This is a genomic window from Cupriavidus cauae, from assembly GCF_026210475.1.
GTDB classification, from domain to species: Bacteria; Pseudomonadota; Gammaproteobacteria; order Burkholderiales; family Burkholderiaceae; genus Cupriavidus; species Cupriavidus cauae.
In genome coordinates this window covers 1,631,599-1,643,591 of sequence record NZ_CP080294.1, presented here as the reverse complement: position 1 = coordinate 1,643,591, position 11,993 = coordinate 1,631,599, and the positions used below count along the sequence as shown (strand labels likewise).

The following is an 11,993-nucleotide window of genomic DNA, read 5'->3' as shown; positions in this document are numbered from 1 at the left end:
AGTCCATGAAGAAAGTCCTGATCCTCGGCGTCAACGGTTTCATCGGCCACCACCTGACGCGACGCATCCTCGAAACCACGTCGTGGGAAGTCTATGGCATGGACATGTCGACGGCCCGCCTCGGCGAGCTGGTCAACCATCCGCGCATGCATTTCTTCGAGGGCGACATCACCATCAACAAGGAATGGATCGAGTACAACATCCGCAAGTGCGATGTCGTGCTGCCGCTGGTCGCGATCGCCACGCCGGCGACCTACGTGCGGCAGCCGCTGCGGGTCTTCGAACTGGACTTCGAGGCCAACCTGCCGATCGTCCGCGCGGCGGTCAAGTACCGCAAGCACCTGGTGTTTCCGTCGACCTCGGAGGTCTACGGCATGTGCGGCGACGAGGCCTTCGACCCCGAATCGTCGCCGCTGGTCTACGGGCCGATCAACAAGCCGCGCTGGATCTACGCCTGCTCCAAGCAGCTGATGGACCGCGTGATCCACGCCTACGGCATCGAGCAGGGCCTGAACTACACGCTGTTCCGGCCGTTCAACTGGATCGGGCCGGGGCTGGACTCGATCTTCGAATCGAAGGAAGGCAGCTCGCGCGTGGTCACGCAGTTCCTCGGCCATATCGTGCGCGGCGAACCGATCCGGCTGGTCGACGGGGGCGCGCAGCAACGCGCCTTCGCCGATATCTCGGACGGCATCAGCGCGCTGATGCGGATCATCGAGAATCCCGGCGGCATCGCCAGCGGCAAGATCTTCAATATCGGCAACCCGGGCAACGTCCACTCGGTGCGCGAACTCGCCGAGATGATGCTGCGGATGGCCGCCGACTACCCCGAGTACGCGGAAAGCGCGCGCCATAGCCGCATCCTGGAGACCTCGTCCGGCGAGTTCTACGGCAAGGGCTACCAGGACGTGCAGCACCGCGTGCCGAAGATCGACAACACGATGCAGGAGCTCGGCTGGCAGCCGACGGTGACGATGGCCGAATCGCTGCGGCGGATCTTCGAGGCCTATCGCGAGAAGGTGATCGAGGCCCGCACGCTGGTGGATTCCGGCAACTAGGCCGCGTGTGCCCGACTGCAAGCTCTTCAACAAGCGCTACAGCGAGCGCTACAACAAGCTCCATCACAAGCTCGACGACAACCCATGGCCATGATCGCCCTGAAGGTCGACGTCGACACGCTGCGCGGCACGCGCGAAGGCGTGCCGAAGCTGATCGCCCTGCTGCGCGGCCACGACGCCCGCGCCACCTTCCTGTTCAGCCTCGGTCCGGACCATACCGGCTGGGCGCTGCGGCGCGTGTTCCGGCCGGGCTTTCTGCAAAAGGTGTCGCGCACTTCGGTGGTCTCGCACTACGGCCTGCGCACGCTGATGTATGGCGTGCTGCTGCCGGGCCCGGATATCGGCCTGCGCGCCGCCGACGCGATGCGCGCGGCGCGCGATGCCGGCCATGAATGCGGCATCCATACCTGGGACCACGTCTACTGGCAGGACCATGTGCGCACGCGCGATGCTGCCTGGACGCGCGCGCAGATGCGGCGTGCGTGGCAGCGCTTCGAGGCGGTGTTCGGCACGCCGCCATCGACGCATGGCGCGGCCGGCTGGCAGATGAATGCGGAAGCGTTCCGGCAGCTCGACGATTGGGGCCTGCGCTATGCCTCCGATGGCCGTGGCGCCGAGCCCTATGTACCGTTGCTCGACGGCACGCCCTGCCGCCACGTGCAACTGCCGACCACGCTGCCGACGCTGGACGAACTGATTGGGGCGGATGGCATCGACGAGAACAACGTCCACGAGGCGCTGCTCTCCCGCACCGAAGACGGCCGCGACCATGTCTTCACGCTGCATGCGGAGCTGGAGGGCGGCAAGCTGGCGCCGGTGTTCGAGCGCCTGCTGCAGGGATGGCGCCGGCAGGGGCATCGGCTGGCGCCGCTGGCGGCGCTGTATGAACAGCTCGATCGCACGCGGCTGCCGCATTTGCCGCTGGCCTGGGGCACGGTGCCCGGGCGCAGCGGCGAGCTGATCGTGCAGCGCTGAAGCGCGGGGGCCTCGCCGCCCGCGCCGGCAGCCTGCTTTCCTGTGGGGCCGCGCCGGAAGCGCGGCTTTCCCCGGGGCCCACGCGAGGCGGCGGTTTTCCTGGGCCCCACGCCGAGGCGGCGGTTTTCCCGCGGCCGGAAGCGCCGGCCGGGTGCCGACGCTCAGCGCAGGCGTCCCGCCAGCCGCAGCCCGTTGAATACCACCAGCAGGCTCGCTCCCATATCGGCGAACACGGCCATCCACATCGTGCCCAGCCCTGCCACGGTCAGCGCCAGGAATACCGCCTTGATACCGAGCGCCAACGCGATGTTCTGCGTCAGCACCGTGCCGGTACGGCGCGACAGCCGGATAAAGGCCGGGATCTTGCGCAGGTCGTCGTCCATCAGCGCGACGTCGGCGGTCTCGATCGCGGTGTCGGTGCCGGCCACGCCCATCGCGAAGCCGATGTCGGCGCGCGCCAGCGCGGGCGCATCGTTGATGCCGTCGCCGACCATGCCGACGCGGCCATGCCGGGGGCCCCGCTGTGCTGCCGTCTGCGCGGTCAGCGCCGCGACGGCTTCGGCCTTGTCCTGCGGCAGCTGATTGCCGCGCGCCTCGTCGATGCCGACCTCGGCCGCGATGGCCTGCGCCGTATGCGGGTTGTCGCCGGACAGCATCATGGTGCCGACGCCGAGCGCGTGCAGCTCGGCGATGGCGTCGCGGCTCGTCTGCTTGACGGTGTCGGCGACGGAAAACAGCGCCTGCACGCCGGCATTGCCCACGCGTTCGTTGGCCGCGCCCGCGTTGGCCGCGCCTGCATTGGTCGCGCCTGCATTGGTCGCGCCAGCGTTGACCGCGCCGTCGTTGGCCCCGCCCGCGTTCGCCTCGCCGCCGGCCAGCAGCACCACGGTGCGGCCCTGGCGTTCGATCGCCTCCAGCCGCGCCTCCAGTTCGTCCGAGCACAGCCCCATCTCGTGGATCAGCCGGTGGTTGCCGAGCCAGTACCGCTGGCCATCGACCGTGCCGGTGACACCGAGCCCCGGCAGCGCCTCGAAGTCCTGCACCGCCAGCATCTCGACGCCATCGCGCCGCGCCGCCGCGGCGACCGCACCCGAGACCGGATGGTCCGAACGCGCGGCGAGGCTGGCCGCGATCGCGCGGGCGCCCGTCGGTGCGCCGGGCAGCAGCGCGTAGTCGATCTGCTGCGGGCGGCCGTGCGTGAGGGTGCCGGTCTTGTCCAGCGCCAGCCAGCGCAGCGATTTGCCCTGCTCCAGATAGACGCCACCCTTGATCAGGATGCCGTGGCGCGCGGCCGCGGCCAGCGCGCTGACGATCGTGACCGGCGTGGAAATCACCAGCGCGCAGGGGCAGGCGATCACCAGCAGCACCAGCGCCTTGTAGATCCAGTCGAGCCAGGCGCCGCCGGCCAGCAGCGGCGGCAGCACGGCGACCAGCAGCGCGATGATAAAGATCGTCGGCGTGTAGATGCGCGCGAAGCGGTCGACGAAACGCTGCGTCGGCGCGCGGCTCGCCTGCGCGGCCTCTACCGCATGGATGATGCGCGCCAGCGTCGAATCCGAGGCCGGCGCGGTGACTTCGTATTCGAGCTCGCCGGTCTGGTTGATCGAGCCGGCGAACAGCAGATCGCCGGCCTGCTTGTCGACCGGCACGCTTTCGCCGGTGATCGGGGCCTGGTCCAGCGCCGACTGCCCGCGCAGCACCCGGCCGTCGAGGGCGACCCGCTCGCCCGGGCGCAGCCGCGCGACCGCACCCGGCGACACGCTGCCTGCGGGCACGGCCAGCCAGACGCCGTCGGCCTGCAGCACGGTGGCCTGTTCAGGCGCCATTGCCATCAGGCCGCGGATGGCGTTGCGGGCGCGGTCCAGCGAGGCCGCCTCGATCCGCTCGGCCAGCGCGAACAGCACCATCACCATCGCCGCCTCGGGCCAATGGCCGATCAGCAGCGCGCCGGTCACCGCGATGCTCATCAGCGCATTGATGTTCAGATTGCGGTTGCGCAGCGCGATCCAGCCCTTGCGGTAGGTGCCCAGCCCGGCCACGGCGATCGCGACCAGCGCAAAGGCGGCGGGCAGCCAGGGCGTGGCCAACGAGAACCACTCGGCCAGCTCGGCGCCCAGTGCGGCGACGCCGCCCAGCGCCAGCGGCCACCACGGCGTGGCCGGCGCCGGCGCGGCCTGTGCCGTGGATGGCGAGGCGCCGCCTTCGACCGCCAAGGTCTCGGCCTGCATGCCGACGCTGGCGATCGCCGCGACCAGCGGCTGCTCCGAATCGAGGGTGTGATGCACGGTGAGGATCCGCTGCATCAGATTGAATTGCAGGCCCGCCACGCCCGGCATGCCGCCGAGCTTGCCGCGCAGCAGCGCCTCCTCGGTCGGGCAGTCCATCGCCTCGATGCGAAAGCGCGCGGTGCGGGCGCCGGCCGGCGCCGCGGCTTCGCTCGGCGGGGGCGGCATTGCGACGGCGCCGCAGGCGCTGCCGCAGCAGGAGGAAGCCGGGGTTGGAGGGGTGGCCTGCGCGGCGTGGCAGCAGTCCGCGTGGCGAGGATCGCTGGCGCCGTCATGACCGTGAGCGTGCCCGTGGTCGTCGTCGTGGGCGTGCCCGGGGTCGTGGTTGTGCTCGTGGTCGTCTATGCGCCCGTGATCGTGGCGGTGGCCGTGGTCGTGATCGTGATTGTGGCCGTGATTGTCGCCCCGGGCGTGGCCACGGGCGCCGGCATCCTGCGGCGCGGGCTGGCTGCAACAGTCTGCTTTCGCGTCGCAGCAGGACGAGGAAGGCGTGGAGGATGGGTCTTCCGGCGAGAGTCTGGCCATCGAAGGTTCCGTGGGCTGTGGCATGGGTGGCATTGAATAGCCTGTAGCGGCTACAGGGTCAAGCCACCCTACCTCCGGCACGGTCAATTCCTCAAGTCCGTGCCTTTATGCCGCCGCCCGATGCCGCCCGATGATGCCGCGCCCTGTGGCCATCCCGATGCCGGCCACATCCCGATGCCGCGCCTTGATGCCGCGCCTTGATGCCGCGCCCTGAAGCGGCGTTCCGATGCCGTGCCTTGATGCCGCGCCCTGATGCCACAGCTCCTCGTCCGCATTCCTCCGACGCAATGCCGTTGGCTCAATGCGTGACGTTGACCATCCAGCTCAGCCCGAAGCGGTCCTGCAGCATGCCGAAGCCCTCCGACCAGAAGGTCTTCTGCATCGGCATCATTACGCGGCCGCCCTCGGACAGCGCGTCGAACCACTGGCGCGCCTGGTCCAGCGAGGGCGCGACGATCGACAGGCTGAAGCCGGCGAAGGGCTCGGGCGGCGCGCCCGGCATGCCGTCGGAGGCCATGATCTCGCTCTGCCCGACCGTCACGCTGGCATGCATGATCTTGTCCTCCCAGCCGACCGGCAGCGGCGGCTGGCCGTCGCCGGCTTCGCCTTCCTCGGCCGGCATCTCCTTGAACCGCATCATCATGCTGACCTTGGCGCCGAGCACCTTGCCGTAGAACGCCAGCGCCTCCTCGCAGCGCCCGCCGAAATAGAGATAAGGCTGTATCTGCATGTCCGTCTCCTGGGTCGATCGTGTCGATGAATGGATGGCGGCGCCGGGCCGTCGCGCCGGCGCCGCGGGCCCGCGGCCGTACCGCAAGGCGCAGTCATTATGCGCCGCGGGGGCGCTCCAACCCGCTGCCTTGCAGCTTTGTCATGTTGCCGTCAGGGTCGTGTCCGTGGAGCTGCGGGTACAATGCGGCCTGACCGTCAGCGTGGCCTGCGAGGTGCCTGCTAAGCGTCTGCCACGCACCACCTTCGACACGGTCCTTCCCGTTTTTTCACCTGTCCGCCACTCGCCGATCCGCTCGTGAACCGTCTGCCGCAACGCCTCCTGCTGACTCTCGCCATGCTCGCCCTGCCCCTGCCGGGAATCGCCGGCACGGCGAAGCCGACGTGCGGCGCGGTGCAGGCCACCGCGGCCACGCCGCTGATGAGCCAGCACGCGGCGCTGAAGCTGCAGGCCGAAGCGGAACTGCTGGGGCGCGACCAGGCTGGCTGCATGGGCGCGGACAAGGAGCGGGACACGGAAGACGATGGCGCCAGCGGCCATGCCGCCGACGGCGAAGACCGCCACGCGCGGCATCCCGGCGGCGCGGCCATGTGCCCCATCGCCGCGGTGCTGCCGGGGCTCGAACTGAGCCAGTATCGCCATATGCCGCCGCGCTCGCCGCTGGGCACGCTGGCGGGCGCCACGCCCGACGCGCTGTTTCCGTCGAGCCCGGCACGCTGCTGAGCGGCGCGCGAACGCCGCGATCCCCCGGCCCTCGCAGCCCCTGGCGGAGCTGTCGAAGCGCTAGGCGCTCTCTGACCTCTCGAACCTCCCGGACCCCGGACCTCTCGGGACTCCTCGGACCTCTCGGGACTCCTCGGACCTCTCGGGACTCCTCGGACCTGTCGGGACCCCTCGGGCCTCTCGGACCCTCTCGAATCTCTCCGACCTCCGGGATCCCTCGACCTTGGGGCCCGGTCGGCGCGACGTCCCCGTCCGGCGCGGTATCGATTCAGCTGACGCGATAGAACTCGGGCGTCTGGCCCGCGTTGACGGCGCGCTGCAGCCAGTCGGGCATCTCGCCGGTGCCATCCCAGCACTGACCCAATGCATTGCGATAGAGGACGCCGGCAGCCTGCGGCGGCGCGGATTCGTTCGCGCTGGAAGCCTTGGCCGTGGAGGCCGTGGAGCCCGTGGCGGCTGTGGAAGCCGTGGAGGCCGTGGCGGCTGTGGAAGCCGGGGCAGCCGTGGTGGCTGTGGTGGCTGTGGAGGCGGTAGGAGCCGCGGCAAATGCTGGCGGGCTCGCCGACGTTGGCGGATCGGCGGACGCTGGGCTCGATGCCGTCGCGTCCGCCGCGGCGGCGCGGCCCCGTTTGGCCCGGCTGGCGCCGGAGAAACATCCGGCCGCGACCAGATCGTCCAGCGACAGGCCGTAGCGATCCATCTGCGCGCGCACCCAGGCGGCCGCGGCTAGTCGGGCTTCATCGAACTCGGACATGGCGTTTTCGTGCACGCTGCCGACCCGAGGCGGCCGACAGGCTAGGAGGACAACAGAAGGACCCGGCGGTGCCGGTCGAACATCGCGATTCTACAGGCTCGGCGCCGATACGCCCCCCCGCCGCCGCAAAACCTTGAATTGCGCCACGCCTTCGCGCTAAGGTCGAGCCTCTCTTTCGCCGCAAGCCAGGACCGCTCCGTGTTTTCGCCGTTCCCCTTCCTCCTTCCGCGCCGCTGCCTTGCCGCGCGCGCCAGGAGCGCCCGCCCGTGAATATCATCGTCGACGTACTGATCCTGCTCGGCGCGCTGCTGGCCATCGTCGCGGTGGTGCAGGTCGCCGCGGCGAGGCTGCGGCTGCCCGAATCGACGCTGCTGTCGGCGATCGGCATCGCGATCGGCGCCGGCTACGTGGCCATCGACGCCACGCTGCCCGAGTTCGCCGAACACTTCCTGCATCCGCTGATCGACCCTTCGCTGCCGCCGGAAGCCTATCTGTGGATCTTCCTGCCGCCGCTGCTGTTCCATGCGGCGCTGACCGCTGATGTCCGCAGCATGCTGCCCGACGCCGCGCCGATCCTGCTGCTGGCGGTGGTGGCGGTGGTGGTCGCCACCGGCGTGATCGGCGTGGTCACCGCGGCGGCCAGCGGCATGAACCTGGTGGTCTGCCTGTTGCTCGGCGCGGTGGTGGCGACCACCGACCCCGCCGCGGTGATCGCGATCTTTCGCGATGTCGGCGCGCCGGCCCGGTTGATCCGGCTGGTCGAGGGCGAGAGCCTGCTGAACGACGCCGCCGCGATCGCGCTGGTCGGCGTGCTGATCGCGATGCTGACCGGCCACGGTGCCGAGGCCACGCTTGCTGCCGGCCTGACCGAGCTGGCCTGGTCCTTCGGCGGCGGCATGGTATGCGGGCTGATCGCCGGCCGCCTGCTCGCCGAACTGCTGCCGGCGCTCGCCGGCCTTGCGGTGGCCGAGGCCGCGCTGACGCTGGCGCTGCCCTATCCGCTCTATCTGCTGGCCGAGCAGCTGCTGCATGTGTCCGGCGTGGTCGCGGTGGTCTGCGCCGGGCTGACGCTCGGCGCGCTCGGTCCGACCCGGCTGAACCCGCCGAACTGGCGGCACCTGCGCATGATCTGGGAGCAGTTCGCCGGCATCGCGGGCGCGGTGGTCTTCCTGCTGGCCGCGGTGCGGGTGCCGGCACTGCTGCAGGGCGTCACGCCGCATCACGGCTGGCTGCTGCTGGCGCTGGTCGCGGCCGCGCTGCTGGCGCGGCTGGCGACTCTGTTCGGGCTGCTGCCGGTATTGACCTGGCTGCGCCTGTCCGCTCCGATCGATTCGGCCTACAAGCTGGCGATCGCCTGGGGCGGGCTGCGCGGCGCGGTCACGCTGGTGCTGGCGCTGGGCATCGCCGAGAACCGCGCGCTGCCGCTCGAGACGCGCCATTTCGTCGCGATCCTGGCGACCGGCTTCGTGCTGGTCAGCCTGCTGGTCAACGGCACCACGCTGCGCTGGCTGATCCGCCGGCTCGAACTGGACGCGCTGTCGCCGCAGGAGCTGGCGCTGCAGCGCCAGGCGATCCGGCTGTCGACCGAGGAGGTCGAGAGCGCGCTGGATCGCCTGGCCGACAGCTTCGGCCTGCCGCCGTCGGCCGCGCGCGAGGTCGCCGCGCATTACCGGCGCGATATCGAACTGGGCTCGGCCGATTTCGACTTCGACAGCGCGCTGTCCGAGCGGGCGCGGCTGTCGATCGGCCTGGTCACGCTCGCCACGCGCGAGAGCGAGCTGATTCCCGAGTACGGCAACGGCGTGGTGTCGGTGGCCAATCTCGACGCGATGATGCGCAACACCGCGCAGATGATCGACGCCGCGCGCGAACAGGGCCGCATCGGCTACAACCGCGCCGCCCGCCACATCCTCGACTACCAGAAGAGCTTTCGCATCGCGCTGTTCCTGCACCGGCGCCTGTCGATCGACCGGCCGCTGGCGCGCGTGCTGGCCGACCGCTTCGAGCTGATGATCGTGCGCCAGACCGTGCTGCAGCGGCTGCGGCAATACAACCCCGCGATGCTGTCGCCGGTGTTCGGCGCGCGCATGGCGACCGTGCTCGACGGCGTGCTCGAGGACCGCTTCCACGCCGCCGAGCAGGCGTTGCAGGAGATGCGCGAGGAATTCGGCAGCTACACCGTCGCGCTGGAAAAACGGATGCTGATGCTGTTCGCGCTGCGCAAGGGCCAGCACGAACTGCAGGCGATGCGCGAGGAGAACGTGATCTCGCGCGAGGCCTACAACCAGATCGCGCGGGCGATCCGGCAGGCATGGGAGGCCAACCTGGCGCGGCCGCCGTTGCGCGGCAGCTTCGGCGACGGCGCGCGCACGCGCCCGCCGCCCGCCAAGGTGCCGGCGCCGCGCGCGCCGGGCGAGGTCGCGCCGGCCGATTTCGATGGAGGCGATGCCGGGGCGTCGAGCATGGACGGCCGGTAGGTGCCCCCCGGGGCGGACGAACGCGCCCCGTATACTCATGACCCTGGCGCGCCGCGCATCCCCGGATCCGGCGCTCCACCCCAACGCGCGGCACAGCGCGTCTCACCGATCTTTCCCTTCCACATTCGATAACAACACGGAGTAGCAGTCATGCGTGTCGCATTCCTCGGCCTCGGCGTCATGGGCTTCCATATGGCGGGCCACCTGGCCGCCAAGGGGCATCAGGTCACGGTCTACAACCGCACCGCCAGCAAGGCCCAGGCCTGGGTCGAGCGCTTCGGCGGCAAGTCGGCGGCCACGCCCGCGCTGGCCGCGCGCGATGCCGAGCTGGTCTGCAGCTGCGTCGGCAACGACGACGACCTGCGCGCGGTGCTGACCGGCGCCGACGGCGCCTTCGACGCCGCGCCGGCCGGCTGCATCTTCGTCGACCACACCACCGCCAGCGCCAACGTCGCGCGGGAACTGTACGAGCAGGCCAACGCGCGCGGCCTGCACTTCATCGATGCGCCGGTGTCCGGCGGCGAGTCCGGCGCGCAGAACGGCGTGCTGACGGTGATGTGCGGCGGCGACGAGGCGGTGTTCGCGCGCGCCGAGCCGGTGATCTCGGCCTTCGCCCGCGCGGTCACGCGCATCGGCGGCCCGGGCGCCGGGCAGCTTGCCAAGATGGTCAACCAGATCGCGATCGCCGGCCTGCTCGAAGGGCTGTCCGAGGCGATCGCCTTCGGCCAGCGCGCGGGGCTCGACATGCCGCTGGTGCTGTCGGTGATCAGCAAGGGCGCCGCCGGCTCGTGGCAGCTGGAGAACCGCGGACCGACCATGGTCGAAGGCAAGTTCGACTTCGGTTTCGCGGTCGACTGGATGCGCAAGGACCTCGGCCTGTGCCTGGACGAGGCCCGCCGCAACGGCGCCACGCTGCCGGTCACCGCGCTGGTCGACCAGTTCTATGCCGAGCTGCAGCGCGACGGAGGCGGTCGCGACGATACCTCGTCGCTGATCCGCCGCCTGCGCCGATAAGCCTCGGCCCGGAATCGGCACGCGCCAACGTGTTTCCGAAAACATCGCGCGTCGTCCGATTCCTACATGGCTTTCAGCGCCGGACCGGGTGGGAGGCCGGTGGCGCGGGTCTATCGTTGAAGCAACCGGGAGCGGACCCCTAGGCGGCCGAACGGCACCAAGGGGTGGCACGGTATTCAAGACCAACGAACAAACCCGCCAGGCTAGCCCTCGGCAAAGGAGCCTCCCATGACTCTAGGCACCATTCTCCTGATCGTGCTGATCATCCTGCTGATTGGCGCGCTGCCTTCGTGGCCCTACAGCAGCGGCTGGGGCTACTGGCCCAGCGGCGGGCTTGGCCTGATCCTGCTGATCGTGATCGCGCTGGTCGTCATGGGCAGGTTGTAGCGCGTTGCGGCACAAACCGCAGCGGTACCGGTAGGCCTGCCCGCCGCCTTGTTTGGGGACAGGGGGCGACGGGCAGGTGAAAAGGCGGTCGAGAGACCGCCTTTTCTTTGTTTGCGCCGTCGATGTGGGCCGTATCGAGGGGCATGGGTCGGTCGGCGTGGGTCGGTCGGCGTGGGTCGGCATGGGAGACGCCGTTGCTGCCTCTACTCTGCCCATGCCCTCGCCCGCTCGGGAGAGGAAACACCCGGCGAGAATCGGCCCGCTCAGGCCGCGGGCTTCGTCCCCGCGCTGCCGCGCTCGCCCAGGCGGCGCAGCGCCAGCATCGGCAGCCGCAGCAGGAAGCCGACCACCAGCCGGATATGCATCGAGGTCAGCAGGATGTTGTCGCGCACATAGTGGAAGTGCGACACGCCGCCCTCGTCCTCGCGGAAGTAACGCACGGGGGTATCGATGTTGATCGGCCGCACGCCGCGCCAGCACAGCCGGATCGCGACCTCGGGATCGAAGTCCATGCGCCGCATCCAGCGATTGCCCCGCATCACCGCGCACAGCGGCGCGATCGGATAGACGCGAAAGCCATACAGCGAATCGCCGATGCCGGCCCACAGCGTCTCGAGGTCGGCAAACACATTGCTGAGCCGCCGTCCATAGACCCGTGCGCGCGGGGCGCTCTCGTCGAACACCGGCTTGCCCAGCACCATCGCGTCCGGGTTGCGGCGCGACAGCTCCAGCATCTTGCCGATCATCGCGGCGGGATGCTGGCCATCGGAATCCATCGTCAGCGCGTGCGTGTAGCCCTCGGCGGCGGCCTGTTCCAGCCCGTGCAGCACGGCGGCGCCCTTGCCGCGGTTCTTCGGCAACACCAGCACGCGCAGGCCGGGATCGGCCTCGGCCTGCTGCTGCAGCCATTCGGTGCTGCCGTCGGTACTGCCGTCGACGACGACCCAGACCGGGTTCCATTGGGCTCGCGCCTCGCGCACGACCTCGCGCACCTTGGGGCCGGGGTTGTAGCTCGGGATGATCACCAGATGCGTGGTCGAACGTTCGGTCATGCGGCCGTGCTCC

General features: G+C 70.1%; 10 protein-coding genes. 6 read left to right on the top strand and 4 right to left on the bottom strand.

Annotated elements, in window-relative coordinates; genetic code table 11:
• Nucleotides 1–5: 5 nt before the first annotated feature.
• A complete protein-coding gene (locus tag KZ686_RS22530) occupies nt 6–1,058 on the top strand; it encodes a bifunctional UDP-4-keto-pentose/UDP-xylose synthase (protein WP_149316207.1) in 1,053 nt (350 codons plus the stop codon).
• 84 nt (nt 1,059–1,142) lie between these two features.
• Nucleotides 1,143–2,033, top strand: a complete 891-nt coding sequence (locus KZ686_RS22525) for a polysaccharide deacetylase family protein (protein WP_265633731.1) — start codon at nt 1,143–1,145, stop codon at nt 2,031–2,033.
• Between the two features lie 161 nt (nt 2,034–2,194).
• Here the strand turns inward: KZ686_RS22525 and KZ686_RS22520 are convergent, their stop codons facing one another.
• Nucleotides 2,195–4,843 (bottom strand): heavy metal translocating P-type ATPase, encoded by a 2,649-nt coding sequence (locus KZ686_RS22520; protein ID WP_456064382.1) that lies wholly within the window; start codon nt 4,841–4,843, stop codon nt 2,195–2,197.
• Between the two features lie 298 nt (nt 4,844–5,141).
• The gene (gene yjdN, locus KZ686_RS22510) at nt 5,142–5,573 is read right to left on the bottom strand and encodes a VOC family metalloprotein YjdN (protein WP_265633730.1); all 432 of its coding nucleotides are present in this window, start codon (nt 5,571–5,573) and stop codon (nt 5,142–5,144) included.
• A gap of 336 nt (nt 5,574–5,909) precedes the next feature.
• Here yjdN and KZ686_RS22505 point away from each other — a divergent pair, with 336 nt between their 5' ends.
• Nucleotides 5,910–6,296, top strand: a complete 387-nt coding sequence (locus KZ686_RS22505) for a hypothetical protein (RefSeq protein WP_265633729.1) — start codon at nt 5,910–5,912, stop codon at nt 6,294–6,296.
• 268 nt (nt 6,297–6,564) lie between these two features.
• On the opposite strand, the gene KZ686_RS25525 is transcribed toward KZ686_RS22505, so the two are convergent.
• Entirely contained in the window at nt 6,565–7,050 is a 486-nt protein-coding gene (locus KZ686_RS25525) for a hypothetical protein (protein WP_407648641.1), read from the bottom strand.
• 266 nt (nt 7,051–7,316) lie between these two features.
• Here KZ686_RS25525 and KZ686_RS22495 point away from each other — a divergent pair, with 266 nt between their 5' ends.
• The 3 genes from KZ686_RS22495 (at nt 7,317) to KZ686_RS22485 (ending at nt 10,928) form a co-directional block, all read left to right on the top strand.
• Nucleotides 7,317–9,527 (top strand): cation:proton antiporter, encoded by a 2,211-nt coding sequence (locus KZ686_RS22495; RefSeq protein WP_265633728.1) that lies wholly within the window; start codon nt 7,317–7,319, stop codon nt 9,525–9,527.
• Between the two features lie 150 nt (nt 9,528–9,677).
• Nucleotides 9,678–10,541, top strand: a complete 864-nt coding sequence (locus tag KZ686_RS22490; protein ID WP_226106051.1) for an NAD(P)-dependent oxidoreductase — start codon at nt 9,678–9,680, stop codon at nt 10,539–10,541.
• A 228-nt stretch (nt 10,542–10,769) separates the two neighbouring features.
• A complete protein-coding gene (locus tag KZ686_RS22485; RefSeq protein WP_006577307.1) occupies nt 10,770–10,928 on the top strand; it encodes a DUF3309 domain-containing protein in 159 nt (52 codons plus the stop codon).
• Nucleotides 10,929–11,191: 263 nt separating this feature from the next.
• Here KZ686_RS22485 and KZ686_RS22480 read toward each other — a convergent pair whose 3' ends face one another.
• Nucleotides 11,192–11,980: a glycosyltransferase family 2 protein gene (locus tag KZ686_RS22480; protein WP_149316214.1), complete on the bottom strand. Its 789-nt coding sequence runs from the start codon at nt 11,978–11,980 to the stop codon at nt 11,192–11,194.
• Nucleotides 11,981–11,993 lie beyond the last annotated feature (13 nt).

Coding starts and splice junctions, on each gene's coding strand:
- KZ686_RS22530 (WP_149316207.1), top strand. CDS start 6: ATGAAGAAAGTCCTGATCCTCGGCGTCAACGGTTTCATCGGCCACCAC.
- KZ686_RS22525 (WP_265633731.1), top strand. CDS start 1,143: ATGGCCATGATCGCCCTGAAGGTCGACGTCGACACGCTGCGCGGCACG.
- KZ686_RS22520 (WP_456064382.1), bottom strand. CDS start 4,843: ATGGCCAGACTCTCGCCGGAAGACCCATCCTCCACGCCTTCCTCGTCC.
- yjdN (WP_265633730.1), bottom strand. CDS start 5,573: ATGCAGATACAGCCTTATCTCTATTTCGGCGGGCGCTGCGAGGAGGCG.
- KZ686_RS22505 (WP_265633729.1), top strand. CDS start 5,910: ATGCTCGCCCTGCCCCTGCCGGGAATCGCCGGCACGGCGAAGCCGACG.
- KZ686_RS25525 (WP_407648641.1), bottom strand. CDS start 7,050: ATGTCCGAGTTCGATGAAGCCCGACTAGCCGCGGCCGCCTGGGTGCGC.
- KZ686_RS22490 (WP_226106051.1), top strand. CDS start 9,678: ATGCGTGTCGCATTCCTCGGCCTCGGCGTCATGGGCTTCCATATGGCG.
- KZ686_RS22485 (WP_006577307.1), top strand. CDS start 10,770: ATGACTCTAGGCACCATTCTCCTGATCGTGCTGATCATCCTGCTGATT.
- KZ686_RS22480 (WP_149316214.1), bottom strand. CDS start 11,980: ATGACCGAACGTTCGACCACGCATCTGGTGATCATCCCGAGCTACAAC.